This window comes from Mycobacterium palustre (assembly GCF_002101785.1).
In the GTDB taxonomy this organism is placed as follows: domain Bacteria; phylum Actinomycetota; class Actinomycetes; order Mycobacteriales; family Mycobacteriaceae; genus Mycobacterium; species Mycobacterium palustre.
Map to the genome: position 1 here is coordinate 18,222 of NZ_LQPJ01000089.1, position 15,729 is coordinate 33,950.

The 15,729-nt window shown below is 66.1% G+C and carries 18 protein-coding genes and 2 pseudogenes; 9 read left to right on the forward strand and 11 right to left on the reverse strand.

Translation table 11 applies throughout. The features are described from left to right. Positions 1 to 166 precede the first annotated feature (166 nt). From AWC19_RS09485 to AWC19_RS09495, 4 genes are read right to left on the reverse strand one after another with little or no spacing between them, the layout of a single operon-like run. Positions 167 to 1,333, reverse strand: a complete 1,167-nt coding sequence (locus AWC19_RS09485; RefSeq protein WP_085077818.1) for an FAD-dependent oxidoreductase — start codon at positions 1,331 to 1,333, stop codon at positions 167 to 169. Beyond that, on the reverse strand, positions 1,330 to 1,521 hold the full coding sequence (locus tag AWC19_RS29860) for a hypothetical protein (protein ID WP_169718096.1): 192 nt from the start codon (positions 1,519 to 1,521) through the stop codon (positions 1,330 to 1,332). The genes AWC19_RS09485 and AWC19_RS29860 overlap by 4 nt, the downstream gene beginning before the upstream one ends. A gap of 14 nt (positions 1,522 to 1,535) precedes the next feature. Next, positions 1,536 to 2,210, reverse strand: coding sequence for a TetR family transcriptional regulator (locus tag AWC19_RS09490; protein ID WP_245848867.1), 675 nt, complete (start codon positions 2,208 to 2,210; stop codon positions 1,536 to 1,538). A gap of 6 nt (positions 2,211 to 2,216) precedes the next feature. Further along, a complete protein-coding gene (locus AWC19_RS09495; RefSeq protein WP_085077803.1) occupies positions 2,217 to 3,305 on the reverse strand; it encodes an NAD(P)H-dependent amine dehydrogenase family protein in 1,089 nt (362 codons plus the stop codon). Between the two features lie 233 nt (positions 3,306 to 3,538). Here AWC19_RS09495 and AWC19_RS09500 point away from each other — a divergent pair, with 233 nt between their 5' ends. The 3 genes from AWC19_RS09500 to AWC19_RS09510 all read left to right on the forward strand — a co-directional run bounded on the left by AWC19_RS09500 (position 3,539) and on the right by AWC19_RS09510 (position 4,514). Next, positions 3,539 to 3,925 (forward strand): hypothetical protein, encoded by a 387-nt coding sequence (locus AWC19_RS09500; protein ID WP_085077820.1) that lies wholly within the window; start codon positions 3,539 to 3,541, stop codon positions 3,923 to 3,925. 85 nt (positions 3,926 to 4,010) lie between these two features. After that, positions 4,011 to 4,217, forward strand: coding sequence for a hypothetical protein (locus tag AWC19_RS09505; RefSeq protein ID WP_085077804.1), 207 nt, complete (start codon positions 4,011 to 4,013; stop codon positions 4,215 to 4,217). Between the two features lie 66 nt (positions 4,218 to 4,283). Beyond that, positions 4,284 to 4,514 carry a DUF167 domain-containing protein gene (locus AWC19_RS09510; RefSeq protein WP_085077805.1) on the forward strand — a complete coding sequence of 77 codons (231 nt, stop codon included), beginning with the start codon at positions 4,284 to 4,286 and terminating at the stop codon, positions 4,512 to 4,514. 102 nt (positions 4,515 to 4,616) lie between these two features. Here the strand turns inward: AWC19_RS09510 and AWC19_RS09515 are convergent, their stop codons facing one another. Both AWC19_RS09515 and AWC19_RS09520 read right to left on the reverse strand, forming a co-directional pair. Beyond that, complete coding sequence (locus AWC19_RS09515; RefSeq protein ID WP_085077806.1) at positions 4,617 to 4,820, reverse strand: cold-shock protein; 204 nt, start codon at positions 4,818 to 4,820, stop codon at positions 4,617 to 4,619. A gap of 98 nt (positions 4,821 to 4,918) precedes the next feature. Further along, on the reverse strand, positions 4,919 to 6,205 hold the full coding sequence (locus AWC19_RS09520) for a DEAD/DEAH box helicase (protein WP_085077807.1): 1,287 nt from the start codon (positions 6,203 to 6,205) through the stop codon (positions 4,919 to 4,921). 23 nt (positions 6,206 to 6,228) lie between these two features. Between AWC19_RS09520 and AWC19_RS29000 the strand changes: the two genes are divergently transcribed. Beyond that, positions 6,229 to 6,765, forward strand: coding sequence for a hypothetical protein (locus AWC19_RS29000; protein ID WP_142281092.1), 537 nt, complete (start codon positions 6,229 to 6,231; stop codon positions 6,763 to 6,765). 4 nt (positions 6,766 to 6,769) lie between these two features. On the opposite strand, the gene AWC19_RS09525 is transcribed toward AWC19_RS29000, so the two are convergent. The 3 genes and pseudogenes from AWC19_RS09525 to AWC19_RS09535 all read right to left on the reverse strand — a co-directional run bounded on the left by AWC19_RS09525 (position 6,770) and on the right by AWC19_RS09535 (position 10,087). After that, the gene (locus AWC19_RS09525) at positions 6,770 to 7,333 is read right to left on the reverse strand and encodes an FKBP-type peptidyl-prolyl cis-trans isomerase (protein ID WP_245848869.1); all 564 of its coding nucleotides are present in this window, start codon (positions 7,331 to 7,333) and stop codon (positions 6,770 to 6,772) included. Between the two features lie 109 nt (positions 7,334 to 7,442). Further along, positions 7,443 to 8,618 (reverse strand): serine hydrolase domain-containing protein, encoded by a 1,176-nt coding sequence (locus tag AWC19_RS09530; RefSeq protein WP_085077809.1) that lies wholly within the window; start codon positions 8,616 to 8,618, stop codon positions 7,443 to 7,445. Further along, positions 8,615 to 10,087, reverse strand: a pseudogene (locus tag AWC19_RS09535) (biotin carboxylase). Before AWC19_RS09535 ends, AWC19_RS09530 begins: the two are co-directional and overlap by 4 nt. A 418-nt stretch (positions 10,088 to 10,505) precedes the next feature. Between AWC19_RS09535 and AWC19_RS09540 the strand changes: the two are divergent. From AWC19_RS09540 to AWC19_RS31565, 5 genes are all read left to right on the forward strand, one after another. After that, the gene (locus AWC19_RS09540; protein WP_085077810.1) at positions 10,506 to 10,934 is read left to right on the forward strand and encodes a cellulose-binding domain-containing protein; all 429 of its coding nucleotides are present in this window, start codon (positions 10,506 to 10,508) and stop codon (positions 10,932 to 10,934) included. Between the two features lie 175 nt (positions 10,935 to 11,109). Beyond that, the gene (locus AWC19_RS09545) at positions 11,110 to 11,301 is read left to right on the forward strand and encodes a hypothetical protein (protein ID WP_142281093.1); all 192 of its coding nucleotides are present in this window, start codon (positions 11,110 to 11,112) and stop codon (positions 11,299 to 11,301) included. 176 nt (positions 11,302 to 11,477) lie between these two features. Next, a complete protein-coding gene (locus AWC19_RS09550) occupies positions 11,478 to 12,455 on the forward strand; it encodes a quinone oxidoreductase family protein (RefSeq protein WP_085077812.1) in 978 nt (325 codons plus the stop codon). Positions 12,456 to 12,749: 294 nt separating this feature from the next. Continuing rightward, on the forward strand, positions 12,750 to 13,403 hold the full coding sequence (locus AWC19_RS09555; RefSeq protein ID WP_085077813.1) for a DUF1345 domain-containing protein: 654 nt from the start codon (positions 12,750 to 12,752) through the stop codon (positions 13,401 to 13,403). 571 nt (positions 13,404 to 13,974) lie between these two features. Beyond that, on the forward strand, positions 13,975 to 14,094 hold the full coding sequence (locus AWC19_RS31565; RefSeq protein ID WP_425436896.1) for a hypothetical protein: 120 nt from the start codon (positions 13,975 to 13,977) through the stop codon (positions 14,092 to 14,094). Here AWC19_RS31565 and AWC19_RS31570 read toward each other — a convergent pair. Both AWC19_RS31570 and AWC19_RS09565 read right to left on the reverse strand, forming a co-directional pair. Next, positions 14,042 to 14,281, reverse strand: a pseudogene (locus AWC19_RS31570) (transposase); the annotation flags it as partial. The gene AWC19_RS31565 and the pseudogene AWC19_RS31570 overlap by 53 nt on opposite strands. 199 nt (positions 14,282 to 14,480) lie before the next feature. Further along, positions 14,481 to 15,407 (reverse strand): LysR family transcriptional regulator, encoded by a 927-nt coding sequence (locus AWC19_RS09565; protein ID WP_245848873.1) that lies wholly within the window; start codon positions 15,405 to 15,407, stop codon positions 14,481 to 14,483. Positions 15,408 to 15,729: the final 322 nt, after the last annotated feature.

The window sequence follows — 15,729 nt, forward strand, 5'->3', positions numbered from 1 at the left end:
ACGAGGTTGAGGCGCGACAATCCGGCGCTGCCCACTCCCGCGGTCCATACTTTCGGAACCCTTCTGCTCCCCCCACATTGCGGGCCGCCCGTACCCGTGCTGGATCCAAGGTACGTCCTGGCGGCAACATTGTCGCGCGAACGGACAGCGCGGATTCGGCTCTTTGCTAGGTGGTGGCCGGCGCCAGGGGGTCGTTGCTGCGCACCCCCCGGTAGTAACCCCACCCCACGACGACCGGCAGCAGCACCCTGTGGAAGGCCCATGCGGGGAAGCGGAAGACGGCGCCGTTCGGCGTGTAGACGTCGAGCCCGGTGGGCTCCACGCCCAGCACGGAACCCCATCGCCATTTGGGAGCGCGGTACTGACGCGGCGGTCGCCCGGCAAACACGGCGCGGACGTTGCGGGCGACCAGAGCGTCGGCCCTGTTTCGCGCCGAGCTGCGAAGCGGGTCGGTGGCCGCGACGTCGCCCAGTGCGAAAACCTCCGGGCGTCCGGTGATTGACAGGCTCGGTGTCACGCGCACGAAGCCGTCCGCGTCGAGCACCTCGCGGGGCAACCAGCCGGTATTGGGCCGCACCCGTCCCACCGTCCACAGCACCGCGTCGGCCGGTGCGGCCGGTTGCCCGGTGCACCACTGCACTGGGCCGCTGGTGATCTCGTCGCAGAAAAAGCCGTCGGGTATCAGGGCGCGGTGGCCGGGGTGCAGTCCGACGCCCAGGTCGCGAAGCCGGTGCGCGACTCGCTCCCATGTTCGCGGGTGATGGTGAACGAGCGCCCTATCCCCGGGGAAATACAAGTCGACGCGTTTGGCCGGCCAGCCGATGGCGAGTTGCGCCGCGCTGCTCACCGCCGCGGCGCCCCCGCCGACGACGATGATCGACCCGGCGGCGGCCAGGCGGTCATGCATCGCGCGGAGTCCGGCGCCGATCTCCTCTTCGGACTGCAGGATTGGCTGTCGCCAGAACCCGTTCGTGACGCCGGTCGCGATCACCAACGCGTCGTATCGCTCGGTGACTTCCGAGCCGTCGGCGCGGCGCGCAAAGACCGTGCGTTCGGTCAAGTCCACGCCCGTGAGCGTGGCATGAACCGTGCGTACCGGGTCCAGACCCCGGAACCGGTCGAAGGGCATCCAATTGGTGCGGGCCCACTCATCGGGACGGCGGAGCCGCCAGCCCAACTCCTGGCCGCTGAGCAGCCCCGGTTTGGCCGAAATCCCGACGACGTCGGCGTGGCGGGCCAGTCGAATCGCCGCCAGGACGCCGGTGTCGCCGAGCCCGGCGACCACGACGCGCTTGCGGCGCGTGCCGCCGGCCGAACCGGGAAAGGCGCTCATCGTCGACGCGATCCAGCCGCGGATCTGTTCTCGGCCATGCATTTCGGCGACGCATGCTCGAGGTACACCGCGTCTTCGGTGAAGAGGTCGGCGTAGCGCGCCCAGTCGCCGCTGTCACCGATTTCGACGACGGCTTGGCTGTAGTCGCGGAACGCGGCCTCGATTTCCGCGCGCGACCACCGACCCATCTGCCTCACTCCAATCAACGGGGATCGCCTTTTGCCCGCCCGCGGCCGGGGCCCGGGCGCCAGGTGGGATTCGTCACGCCGCGCAGCGCTTCGGACACCAGCTCCTGAAGCGGCCGTCGATCGCTTGTGCAGGTGCGGACCCACTGCTGGAACCCGAAATCGGCTGCCGCCAAGACCAAGTGGACGAGCAGCGCAGGTCGGCTGTCACGTTCGGGGTCGGTGCGCATGCGTGCGGCGGTGAGTTTGACCATCCGGCTCTTGTCCTCGGGGGCGATGAGGGTGAGCTTCTCCAGGAGCGTCGGGGCGGTGAGGATGGCGGCGCGCCACTGTTCGGAATCGCGCTCTTGGAAGGCGCCCGTGCGCGCTTCGATGGCCCGCGCGAGCGCGACGTCGGGCGGTTCGTCGCCGGGACGCTGCTCGAGCAGGGTCGCGATCGCTTCGCCGCCGCGCCGCACCTGCTCGAGCAGCAGATCTTCTTTGCTGGTGGTGTAGCGGAAGAACGTGCTCGGCGAAACCCCTGCGGCCGCGGCGATCTGCTCGGTGGTGACGTTGTCGAAGCCGCGATCGGCAAAAAGTCGGTACGCCGCCAACCGGATGTCCGCGTGGACCTGCGCGCGCTGCCGGTCACGCAGCGACAGCTGGCCGGTGGGCTTGTCGGGCAAGGGATTTGCGTGGATGTGGTCGGCCAAATCGTCTTACCGCGCGCTCCGGCCGAGCCGGGGATCGGGCCGGCCGGCGATCATCGGCAGGTCGAGATAGGTCTTGATGCCGGGCTCGGCGGCGCACACGAACGGTATCGCGTGCACGCAGTGATTGGCGGTCGCGACCACACCGGGGTTTTTCTTCAGACCCTCGGCGATGGAATCCGGTTGCAGCCCTTTGACAATCAGCTCGACGTCCGGGTCGCCGGTGACCTGGATTTCGAAGCGTTCGCCCCGCTCGCCAAAGCTCCAATCGGGTTCGAGGTTGTCCTCGCCCATCAGCCAGTTCACCGCCGCCGTGATGACCGGCTGCCCGTCGACAACCGCTTGCCACCGGAAGCGCCGCGCCGCAACCATGCCGGGCTCTATCTTGAGGTAACCGGCGTCGATGGGGGCGGTCGCGACCGCGACCTCCTGTGTCGATGCGAACGTCGGATCCCGGAAGCCCAGATAGTCGGCCACCATCCATACGGAGGATTTGAAGCCTCCCTCCAGGAGGCTGGCCATCGGGCCCTGCGCGGCCTCTTGGGGTGTCTTCCCGAAGCCCATGATGTGGTGCACCACGTCGGGCGCGTTGTAGGTGCGGATGTCGGAGAATTCCTCGGCGCGCACATGGGTGATCGCGGTGGACAGCGCCGAGATCATCAGCGGGAACCGTTCGGTGATCCCCCCGGGATGGATGCCCGAGCCGTGCAACGTGACCCCGCCGTCCCGGCACGCCTGCTCGAGGGCCTTCACCCGCGGGTCGGTGCGGTCCGGATACACCCAACCGACCGGTGTGACGACGTTCTTGCCCGACCGCAAGATGGCTTTGACCTCGTCGTCGTTGGGAATCAGCGGCGAATACACCACGCAGTCGGCCTCGACCGCTAACACGTCGTCCATGTTGGAGCTCGCGGTGACTCCCAGCGCCTCGCGACCCAGGATCTCTCCCACGTCGCGGCCATTCTTTTCGGCGCTGTGCACCCAGCAGCCGGCGAGTTCCAGCTCGGGATGATTGAGCACAGCTTCCACGGCCGCCCGGCCGACGCCTCCGGTCGCCCACTGGATGACTTTGAACGGCTTGGTGTTTGGTGATCCCATGTGCGCCTTCCCGTTTGCGCCGCGCCGCGCCTGCGCGCCGCGAAGGCGCGAATGCAGCCGCCGGTAGCGGCTACATTTTCAGGAGGCTATTGCTCCTTGGGAGTCACTGTCAAGGCCGGCTCGCGCCGCGCTTCGGCTTCGCCAGTCGAGGCCCGGCAAAAGCGAGCGGGACGGTATTGACCGCCATGCCCGGGCTCGCTTCGATGAAGGACTACGCGCTAGGGGAGGCCTGCATGAAAGAGTTCATCCGCCACCTGACGATCGTCGTCATGCTCGCGTTCGGGTCAATGGCCGCGGTGACGGTCGTGACTCCCGCGGTCAGCCGGGCCTGCGCGGACGGCGAGTGGTGGGACGCCAAGGCCAATCTATGCCGGCCCGCCGGGGCACCGATACCGCTGGCGTGCGACCCCGGCCAGTGGTGGGACCCGACGGCCGACACCTGCCGGCCGCTCGGCGTCGGGCCCCAGCCCTTGGCGTGCGACGCCGGCCAGTGGTGGGACCCGACAGCAAACGTCTGCCGGCCGCTGGGCGTCGGACCGCAGCCGCTGGCATGTGACAACGGCTGGTGGTGGGACCCGACCGCCAACGCATGCCGACCGCCGCTGATACCTGCTGGCTAGTAAGGGTTTGAGGCGCGCCGCCGTTGTGAAGCACGTCATACCTGCGCTAAATTGCGTCGTAGATCACAACGGGAGGTGTTCACCGATGGGTGGTCCGACCAAGCCGATAATCGTGGCGCCGGCGTGGAACCGAGCGATCACCTCGAACCGCGTCGTCCTCGCCGCCCTCATGATCTCGATCTTTGTCGGCGCGATTGTGGGCATCGTCGTGACGCTGTCCATGGGGCAGACGACGGCCGCGCTCGTCATTGCGCTGGTCGCCGGCGGGTTTTTCTCGGCCGCCCTCTGCTGACGCACCATACGTCCGGGCTCTGACGTCGCCGGCGCTGGGACAGTTCGGACCGGTAACCTGCGCGGCATGAGCGACTCCGTCGTCGTCAGGGTCAAGCCAGGCAGCCGCAAAGGACCGCTGATCGAAGTCGGTCTGGACGGTGAGCTGACGGTCTACGTGCGCGAGCCGGCGGTTGACGGCAAGGCCAACGAGGCGGTCACCCGCCTACTCGCGAAGCACTTTCAATTACCAAAAAGTCGGGTCGAATTGGTGTCCGGAGTGACCTCGCGGCGCAAGGTGTTCCGCTTAAGACCTTGAGCACGGGCCGCTCGTCGAAGCGTGGCCCTTAAAAGCGGTCTAGAAAACCCAATGGGCTGGCGCGAAGCGATCGCACCAGCCCATTGTCACGTATGTGGGTTCTCAGACGGCCGTGACCCCCACTGCCTGGGGCCCTTTCGCTCCTTGCGCGACGTCGAACTGGACGCGCTGGTTCTCCTCGAGCGAGCGGTAACCGCTGCCCTGGATCTCGGAGTAGTGGACGAAGAGGTCCTTCGCACCGTCGTCGGGGGTGATGAAGCCGAAGCCCTTCTCACCGTTGAACCATTTCACAGTTCCCTGTGCCATTTACTTACTTCTCTCATTCAAATGCGGGATGTACCAATAAACATCCACACAGCTAAACTAGCACGCCCCCGGGGCGATTGCCGAAAACTTCTGTCGCGTCAAGACAATCGCTCCTGCGGGCGGGCCGAGCGGCGGCCCCGTCTGCGGTTGGCGGAGCCTGCCCGACGTGGAAGCGACGGGCGTAGCGGAACCGCCTTCTTCGGTGCGGGAGCCCGATACGGCGCGATGTCGCCGGCCACCGCGTGCACCGCGGCCGAATCGACCGTGACTTCCTGCGGGGTGACGCGGATGCCTGCGCGGCGCATCAGCGCGTGTGTGTCCCTGCGCTGCTCGGGCAAGACTACGGTGACGACGTCGCCCGCATTTCCGGCCCGTGCCGTTCGTCCGGACCGGTGCAGATAGGCCTTGTGCTCAGCCGGCGGATCGATGTGCACCACCAATTCGATCCCGTCGACGTGCACGCCGCGCGCGGCGATGTCGGTGGCCACCAAGACCCGGGCCTCGCCCGTGCTGAAGGCGGCGAGATTGCGGTCGCGTACCGGTTGAGAAAGGTTGCCGTGCAAGTCAACTGCGGGAATACCCGAGTCGGTGAGCTGCTTGGCGAGCTTGCGCGCCTGATGTTTGGTGCGCATGAACAGGATTCGGCGGCCGGTCCCGGAAGCGAGGCGGTGTACCAACTCCTTTTTGGCCAGCGCGCCGGACACGTGGAACACGTGATGCGTCATCTCCGGCACCGGGGAGTGGGAGCCGTCCACAGAGTGCAGCACCGCGTCGCGCAGGAACCGATTGACGAGCTTGTCGACGCCATGGTCGAGGGTCGCCGAAAACAGCAGCCGCTGGCCGCCGCTCGGTGTTGCCGCCAGGATGCGGGTGACGACGGGAAGGAAGCCGAGGTCGGCCATGTGATCGGCCTCGTCGATCACCGTGATGTCGATCGAGTCCAGGCTGATGACGCGTTGGTTCATCAAGTCTTCGAGCCGCCCGGGGCAGGCGACGACGATGTCGACGCCGGACTTCAGGGCGGCCACCTGCCTGCCCTGTGGCACGCCGCCGAAAATCGTGGTCACGCGCAGATTGCCGGCGGCGGCCAACGGTTCCAGCGTGGCGGTGATCTGACTGGCCAGCTCCCGGGTGGGCGCCAGGACCAGCCCCGACGGCCGGCCCGGGCGACGTGGTCGTCCGGCCAGCCTGCTGACCATGGGGATCGAGAACGCGAGCGTTTTGCCGCTGCCTGTCTTGCCGCGGCCGAGGACGTCCCGGCCGGCGAGCGTGTCGGGCAGGGTTTCGATTTGGATGGGGAACGGATGGGTGATCCCGCTCGTGGCCAGCACGTCGATGAGCGATTCGCGCACGCCGAGATCGGCAAATGTCTTGCCAGTAGTCAATTGATGTCTTTCAGCATCGAGTTGTGCCTGATCGGGGCGAAACACGTACGGTCGATCAGCACAAGGTGGCGAGATTGCCGGTGGGCAAAATCGATCGCCGCGATACGAACTGCGCCGGGTTCAGTACGTCAACCACAGGTCGGGGCGGACGCCGGAAGGATGAAGAAGCGTTTCACGACGTGCTGGCCATCGAAGCGACAGCCAACGTTACAGCCAGCATAGCAGCCCGACGAGCCGGCACGTTGCTCGGCCTCCGACGGGGCGCCCGCGGCGCGCCATGTACAGTCGAGGGTGCACCGCGTTCTAGCGGTCAACATCAATCGTCAACGCATTGCGAAAGAGATCCGTGCGCGATTTCGATCGTCGTCCGCCCGTCGTCAATGCGTGTCGGCGAACTCTTCCGTCGTAAGGACAGTATGGACAACTCGAATCTCTTCTCCCACCCCGAAATACCGGAACACGTTGCCTCGGAAGAGGTTTCGCAGAAGCCGGTCGAATACCCGAAGTTCTCGGACCGGCCCGATGGCGGCGCGGCCGCCGCGGCGAAGCGGCAGCCGTAACGGCTCAGCCGGCGCTCAGGATTTTGATCGCGAAGACGAGCGTGTCGCCCGGGCGGATGCCAGCGCTGGGCTGACCGTCGGGGTAGCCGTCGGCGGACGTCATCGCCACGGCGACCGTGGAGCCCACGTTTTGGCCGGCGATGGCCTTCTGGAAGCCCGGCACGACCCCGCCAAGCGGGAAGTCGACGGGGGCGCCGCGTTGGTAGCTACTGTCGAACCCCGACCCGTCGCGCCCGTTGACGCCCATGTAGCAGACGGATACCCGCGCCGTTCCCGGGACCACCGGGCCGTTTCCGGAGCGCAGCGTGTGCACCTGGGTCTGAGCCACGCTGAACGGCGCCACCACGTTCACGCCCGGAGCCGTCGTGTCCGTCGGCCCCGTCACGGCGACGCTGCCGGTGGTGCCGGCCAGCGACCAGTCAGGCGCCCCGCCGGTCGGTGGTGGTGCGCTCGGGCAGGAGCCGGCCGCGGTTGCGTCGCCCGATGCGGCGAGCGTCAGGACGGTTGCCGCGATGGTCGCCGCGAGCGCGACGGGGGAGTACAGCCAGGAAGATTTCACGGCCGTCACGCTACAGCCAGCGGTCCGGAACGGTCCCGGTAGCCCGCCCTGAGTCGGCGCAGGCAATGCCATATTGTGGCAGAAACGTTGGGGCACAAGCGATCAGCGCAATCGTGCGCTAGCTGGTGACGCCGGCCAGTTCGTGCGCCACCGCATCGAACGCGCGCAGGGTGTCCAACATGTGCGGCTCGTGGGAGTGCGGTTGAGCCGATAACTTGGCCGCGACCATTTCGGCGGCCCGGTTGACGTAGATCATCTGGCCGCACATGCCCAGGCACAACACGACGTTGTCGCCCGGGCGCGGGAACCACATTTGGTTGCGATACATCCCGCCGGGCATTTCGGTGTCGTCGGGGCTGGCGGCGAACGCCTGACGCGAATCGGGGCCTCCGGCAAGGGTGTCGGCGATCCACGCCGCCGGCACCACTTGCCGGCCGGTCAAGGAGGCGCCGTCGCACAAGAACAGCGACCCGAACCGGATCAGGTCGGTGAGGCAGGCGTTGATGCCGCCGTCGAAGAATCCCGTGCCCGCCGGATCGACGCCGATGGTGGCGTCGTTCCGGGCGCCGATGCGGCTCCACAGCAGTTCCGACATCAGCTGTGGCATTCGCTGGGCGCCGGCGACTTCGCAAATCCAGCCGAGGACGTCGGTCTCAGACGAGCGGTATTGGAACGGGCCGCCGTGCTCCGACTTTTGTCGCAAGGTCAGAAGGAAGTCGCGCAGCGTGGCGGGGGCGTCCGGACCGCTCCGGGGCGCCCATCCCATCGCCTGGTCGAGGAGATGAATTTCGGCGGCGGGGTCGTCGTAGTCCTCGGAGAAAGCGATTCCGGACCTCATGTCCAGCAGGTGGCGCACCGTCGCGCCGGCATAGCCGGACTTCGCAAGGGCGGGAACGTAATTCGTGACCGGTGCCGCTAGGTCGATCGCGCCGGCACCGTGCAAGACGCCGACGACGGCGGCCACCATCGACTTGCTCACCGAGAACAGCAGGTGACGGGTGTGGGCCGTCATGCCGTCGCGGTAGTCCTCGGCGACCATCGACCCGCGGTGGGCGACGGCCCACCCGTCGGTGGCGGTGGCGGCCATCACCGCGCCGACGGTGGTCACCGTCCCGCTGGTGTTGGCCACCGGGATCTCGGCCAGGGGAGCGGGGGCCGCGGGCAGTTCCGCGGTGGGCCCGGTTCCGCGCGCGATCCGCGCGGTCGGCACGAAGTCCTCGACGTGCTGGAAGGACCAGCGCGCATGCGGCGGAGACAGCCAGTTGTCCAGTGAAATGCCGTCCGGGACGCTCACGCGCGTGCGACGAGCCGCGAGACGATGGGCGCGGCGGGCGTCAGGGGCGTCGAGGTGAACTTCGCCTTCATGCCCTTGACCCAGCGTTGGCAGCGCTCGCTGAGCTTATAGTCGTCCGTCTGCAGGTGTGAGCGGGTGACCAGCACGCCGAGTTGGGCGCCCTCGGAACGCAAGTCGCCAGGCGCCGCGACCCGCATGTAGAAGGCCTCGGACCCGTCGAGCAGCGTGGCCCAGTCGTTGGCGGTCCGCGAAAAGGAGACCCGACCGTCATCGTCGATGCGCCAAACCCCGGTGCGTGGCGTCGCGGTGAAGATCTCGATATCGGGCGAGGTCTCGGTGAGTATCACCTGGCCCCAGACCTCGTCCTCGCCATAGCCCCGCTCCCACCGCGAGTTGATCTCGTCGATGTCGAGCTCGTAGTCCACGTCCATGTACTCGAGCAGGTGGAAAAGAAACAGCGGGATGTCGGCGTAGGCCTCGGTGGTCAGGTTCGTCATCGGGCTGGCGCCACTCAGGCGCGGATTCACCTCGCCGAGGTAGAGCTCGTCGGAGTCGAGGTCGTGCAGCAGGTCCACCTCGAAGTAGCCGAGGTAACCCTCGCGGCGCATGACGTCGCCCAGCTTTGTCACCATTTCCCGCGCGGCATGCGTCTGGGCGGGCGGCAGCACCTCGTGTCAGATGTCGTTGCCACACCAGCTGCCGCGGCTCGGCGTCAGCTCGGAATAGCCCACGAGGCTCGTCATCGCGGGTCCGACCACGGTGCCGTGGCGGGTCACGGCGCCCTCGAGGCACACCTCGACGTTGCGGATCCGCTTCATAACCTTGAGGTCCTGCCCGACCAGGTTGCCGGCATGCTCGTCCCAATCGCGCTGGCCGTGCACAAAGAACGTCCCGCTGCCGGCGTTGCCGTACGCGATCGAGATGACGAGGTCATCTCCCAAGCCGGCGCCCTCGGCAAGGGCCAGCAATTCGTCGTAGGAGCCGGCCCGCCCGATCGTGTTGGGCACACTGGGCACTCCCGCCTCGTCGGCCAGGCGCGTCATGACGATCTTCGAGCCCAGGCGCTGGCGCAGCTCGATCGGCGGATGCATGACCTCGAGACCCGCCGACCGCGCCAGCGCCTGGATTTCCTCGTTCATCATCACAAAGCAGCACTTGCCGCCGGGACCTTTGCCCGCGATGAACTCGAGCGTCTCGGCATCGGATAGCAGGTGGCTGCACACCTCGTCCATCGAGTCGAAATCACGGCGATCGCGCCGGCGGGGCACGAATACCCGCGAGTGCGTGCCCTCGAAAGAGTCAAAGTAGGTCAGGTAGAAGAAGTTTCGTATCCAGCGGTCGACGCCGAGCAGGTTGAACGGGGTCGGCGAGATAAAGAACAGCGGCACCTTGTTGGTGTGGAAGAACGCGCGCACGTCCGACAGGCCGCGCAACGTGCGGCGCGGCATGGGCTCGCCTTGCGCGTTCATGCCCTCGGCCCTGTCGCCAGCGCCCGGAACCGGCGCACGGACGGCGGCGGGTACGGGGCGGTGGGCGGCGCGGCGCTGATGAAAAGACTTAGCTCCATTGCACAATTGTGCGCCCCGCCGATCGGCGGGGAAAGTCGACGTGCGCCCGAGCCGACGCGCGCTAGCTGAAATCGGCGTTTCCGATTTGGCGGTTCGGCACGCCTGCAAAGATCGGTTATTGCGGCGTGACGTGGCCCGGGCCGGAGGGGGGTGCGGCCCGGGCTTCGCCGATCGACGACGAAACCGCGCCACGAGTGCGCGCCATCCGTAGCGCACCCGTGGCCAACATTGCGCGTCGGTTTCAGTTGGGCAAAGGTACTGCAGCGTAGCCGTGCCGCGAGGCGCCGAGACCGCCTTGTCGGCTTTAGAGTTGGCTGCTATGGCCGGACTGAGCAATTGCGGGAAGCGCTGGCGCGCAGCACTTCACGTAACCGTGTCGGCATTGCTGGTTGCCATCCTCGGGCTCGCCGTCACCCCGGCGGCGCATGCGGCGGCGGCCGCGGCGACGTTGTCGGTGGAACATACGTGGCAGACCGGTTTCATCGCCCGCTTCACCGTCACCAACTCGAGCGCGGCGCCGCTCGCCGACTGGAGGATCGACTTCGACATGCCGGCGGGACAATCGGTCTCGCACACCTGGAACAGCAACATCACCCAATCCGGCACGCACTTTGTTCTGACCCCCGCGAACTGGAATCGCGTTATCGCACCCGGGGGTTCGGCCACCGGTGGTATGAGGGGAGTGTTGACCGGTACCTACTCGCCACCGGTGAATTGCGTGCTGAACGGGCAATATTTATGCACCTAGGCGGCGACCGCGCGCTGGGCTCGGCTCCGCTTCTCAATTCGGCGGCACTGTAACGCATCGGGCAAGTGCTAAAGCCTTCGTCGATTTCGTCGTGCATCTGACGGTGCACCCTCGCCACGCTTCGGCCGTCCTCGGCAGGGCTCAGTCGAATTCTCTTGCGATCTTGATGAACCGGATGGCGCTCGACAAGGCTGGCGTCGACCAGTCGCTGCAGGTGTTGCAAACCGCGCCCTTGGGTTGGGCGGATTGCGATCGAGTCCGACGATATTCGTTGATCCGTCGCGATCTGGCCGAGCAGGTGCGCGGCCAGCGTCGGGACCCTGCGGGCCGCGTGCTCGCTGGGCCCGGTCAGTGTTGCGCCAAGTGATCCCGTTCTTCGTCATCGTCGGTGTCGAACTTGCCCGACAGTGCGACGAGGTAGGTTGCTAATCGCACCGACGGCCCTCGGCCCTGGTTCTCATGGAAGCTACCTCACCCCACCGTGCTGCCGTTCAATAAGGTTTTCGTAGAAATCGTGTGACTCGAACTGAAATCGGGAGAATCGTGAAAGCTGCCGTCGTCAACACCCTCGGACCGGCGCCGGTCTATGCGGACTTCGTTGAGCCACAGCCGGAGGATGGAGCGGTGGTTGCCGCGGTCGAAGCCGCAGCCTTGAAGAACATCGATCGCGCCTTGGTCTCGGGCCGCCACTACAGCAGCTCTACACTCCCGCTCCCCATGGTGGCTGGCGTGGATGGAGTGGCCCGGCTGGACGATGGCCGCCTGGTCTACGCCGCAGCGGTGGCGCCGTTCGGCATGATGGCCGAACGCGCGTTGATCGACCCGAACCGGGTGGTCGAGCTACCCGAAGGCTTTGATCCGGTGACCGCGGCGGCGGTGCCCAACCCCGGTATATCAGCGTTTTATTCGCTGCAAGAAGTAGGACATATCCGGGCGGGCAGCCGGGTGCTGATCCTCGGGGCCACCGGCGTGGCGGGCTCGATGGCGGTCATGCTTGCGAAGTCGTATTTCGGCGCTGGGCGAGTCGTCGCGGCTGGCCGCAATACCGAGCGGCTGGACTGGCTGCGCACAGTCGGCGCCGACGAAGTGATCGAACTGGGCATTGATGACGTGACCGAGCGCGTCGCCGCCGAACATGATGCCCAGCCGTTCGATATCGTCATCGACTTCCTGTGGGGCGAGCCGACGGAACAAGTGCTGGCCGCGCTGGCCAACGAGGATTTGCAGGCCAGCTTCCACTTGACCCGATTCGTCCAGGTGGGAGAGTCGGCCGGCCCGAGCATCAACCTGCCGGCCGGAACCATGCGCAGCGCGGGAATCGAACTGTGCGGATTGGGTCCCGCGAGCATCCCCGCGGACGCGCAGGCGCGCATCACAACCGAAGCGCTGCCAAGGCTCTTCGCCATGGCGGCCGACGGGCGACTGCCTATAGACACGCGGGTGTACCCGCTAAGCGATGTCGAAAGCCTGTGGACGGCTCGTGAACCGTCGGGAACCCGGGTGATTCTGGTGCCCCAGTGATCTTCCAGACGGTGATGATTCATGAGATGGGTCGTCTCGGTTGACGCCTAGCTGGGCCATGGCGTGGCACGCTTGCGAGATGGCTTGGCTGTCTTCGTACGCGCATAGCTCGCAACTCCACATGACGAAGCACGGACTCTGCGAGTAAACCCCATGGCAGATCCGGTTTCCGCGCCGTTGCAAACCAGAACGCGTTGACGAACCGGTAGTCGCTGCAGGTCCGTCTCAGCCACACCGCGTTGTGGGCACGGAGCCACGAAAGGGCGACTCACAAGTATTGAGAGGACTCATCTCATGCGGATTCCCTCTATCCTGCGGCAAGGCCAGTCGAGAACCGTGCACATTGGGATCGCCGCTGTGGTCGGCGCGTCCGCCGGCATCGTGGTCGGGACTACGGCGGGATGGCAGTATGCCCCTGCGGCGGGATGGATCGCGACCGCGGCCGTGTACCTGATTTGGACTTGGACCAGTATAGGAAACATGACCGCTGCCGCGATCGAAGCCGTTGTGCAGCAGCGGCGTCCATCGCGCGGCCCCGCCGATACCATCATCGTGATAGCCAGTGTCGCCAGCCTCGGCGGCGTTGCGTACTTGCTCATCGCCGGGACCGCCAAAGGGCCCGACGCCTCGATCGCCGCAGTGGTCGGGTTTTTGAGCGTGATCGCTTCCTGGTTGGTGGTGCACGCGGTCTATACCCTGCGGTACGCGATCTTGTACTACACCTACCCCGTGGGGGGAATCGACTTCAATGAGGATGAAAAGCCGACCTTTGCCGACTTCGCCCACCTCGCATTCACCGTCGCCGTGACCTACGGGGTAACTGACACCGTGGTGAAGAGCCGCCCGATCAGGAAGTCGGTGTTACAGCACGGGATGGTGTCGTACCTATTCGGCACCGTCATCTTGGCAATCACTGTCCAAGTGATCACCACACTGAGCGGTATGTAGACCTAATCGGCGGGCGACGGCTGGCGAAAGGCCGCCCTTAGACCAGAATCCGACGATGTGCTGTCGATGCTGCCGTCGACAGCGTGGCTGACCCGCGGCTGCGGTTCATCCCGTTGCGGGGTATTGGCTCGGCGCGGTGTGTGCGTCGTCCTCCGCGGTAAGGCGTCCCGTAGAGGTCGCGTCCGAAAGTTGGTGTAAAAGCACCGGCTGGTTCGCGGCTTCGTCGTCAGCATACGGGCTGAGGAACTTAGGTGACAGCCCGCGTGCGGTTGGGGCTGAGGTGTCGGGGGATAATGTTTGCCATTCACCGCTCCAGTTGCTTTGGCAGCCACCGGGACCGACGCTGCAAAGCCTGAGATTGTTCAGCTGTAGCGGGTTTGGGCGGCTTTGGTGAGTGCGTTAAACGCGGCGTCGAGGCGGTCTTGGCGGCGCCGGTTGGGTTCGTGGTTGGATTCGGCGGCCACGAATCCGATCAGCGCTGCTTGGGGTGTCTGAGCCGGCCATCGGCGAAGCCTGCGCGCGGGACTGGTATGCCCAGCTGGTCTGGATCGACCGACGCAAATGCCTGCTGGTGACCCACGCCGGCACCTTGTTCTCGGTGTTCATGCCGAATGTCACCGCCGCCGGGCTACGCCCGATCGGCCCGCCCGTCGTGGCGGCGATCCAGGCCGCGCTGGCCGCTCCAACGTGACCGGCCCGGTGGTGGTTTTGACCGTCACCGACCGATACCCGTTGCGTGAGCCCTCGTTAGCGTCCGCGTCCGGACAGGCCGAGGCGCGTTGGTAGCGGTCGCGACCGAGGAACTCGGTGACCTCGGCCTCCAGAGCCGCCTGCATCAACAGCTGGGCGCCCAGGCGGGCGACTTCGTCAAGGATCTCCGGGGGGCAGCTCCCCAGGCCCCGTAGGCGACTTGGCTACGTAGGGAGAGGTGATTCCGGCCGGTGACCGAGGGCGCGAACCAATGCAGGAATTTCTGAGTGGAACGGAAACCCCCGAATACGTACGGCATCCGCTCGCGGCGAATTTCGCGGTCGTCGACGCAGAAGCCTGGCACCGCTGGATCATTACGGGCGACGGCTAGACAGGCGGGGCCAGCCAGGTGTCGAGCGCGGATCGCAGTGTTGTGGTGAAGTCGACCTGTGAGCCGGCCGCGACAAGGGCTTGGGCCGCGATGGAATTCGGTTCGCGGTCTAAGACGATGAGGCCGACGGCCGGGCCCGGGGTTTCTTGCACCATGGGCCGTGCGCTGAGACCGTGGGGAACCCCGAACCCGTACAGCCATGTGTGTGACGCAATTGTGGCCATATTCGGATTACTCAGGTGCGCGTAGAGGGCGCCGACAGTGTCGGCTTCAACTACCGGGTGCAGCCGCGCGCCGTCGGCGGCCATGTGCGCGTCGATGATGCGACGGTTGCGCATCGCAGATGTCAGCGCGCACAACGGCAGCTCGGCTGCCTGCGCCCACTTCACCTGCTTCTGACTCATCAGGGGGTGGGCGCAAGGAGCCAAAAGCACGTAGCATTCTCGGTACAGTTCGATGCGTCTGCACCCGGGCGGGGTTTCGTCGTCGAGGTAGGTCAGACCGGCATCGATCTCGAAATCAGCTAACCGCCTGGCGATCTCACGAGACGACATCGCCTCGACGCGGATGGTGGCATCAGGGTTGTCCCTGAGGAACCGCCCAGTCAGCAAAGGGCTCGCGGGGATCGCCGTCGGTATCGCGCCGACGCGGGCCGTCGCGGTCAGGCGTCCGCGCATCCGCTCCACATCGGCCAACAGCTCGTCGCGCTCGGCAAGAATGCGGTGCGCCCAGGTAACGACCCGGTTGCCTTCGTCGGTGAATCCCTCAAACCGGCGGCCTCGCAAGACGATCACGACACCGAGTTCTTGTTCGAGGCGCCTGATCGCCACCGACAGCGTCGGTTGGCTGACGTTGCAGGCCTTGGCGGCGCGGCCAAAGTGACGCTCATGCGCGAGCGACACCAGGTATTCGAACTGCTGCATGAGCAGTTCACTGTGTACGACCATGTCTCGGGCCCCTCTAATAGATACGAACTATCACAGCATGTCAGATCCCAAACAGCGTTCCCTTGTCGCCTTTCCCGCGGATGGAATAACGTCGATTCGTCGGCAAGGAACTCGGTCTGCAGCCTGATCAGATGCGGACAGTGACCTCGGAGGACGTGTTGGCCATGCCGGGCAGGTAACCGGACCGGCAACAGCCGGTCGGTCCTGAACCCGTGATCTTCGGGAGCGTCCCGGGGAGTGGTGTAAGTGATGGCGGCGTGTCGGTCCCTGACGTAAGAGGGCCATCGCGTGAGTCTCT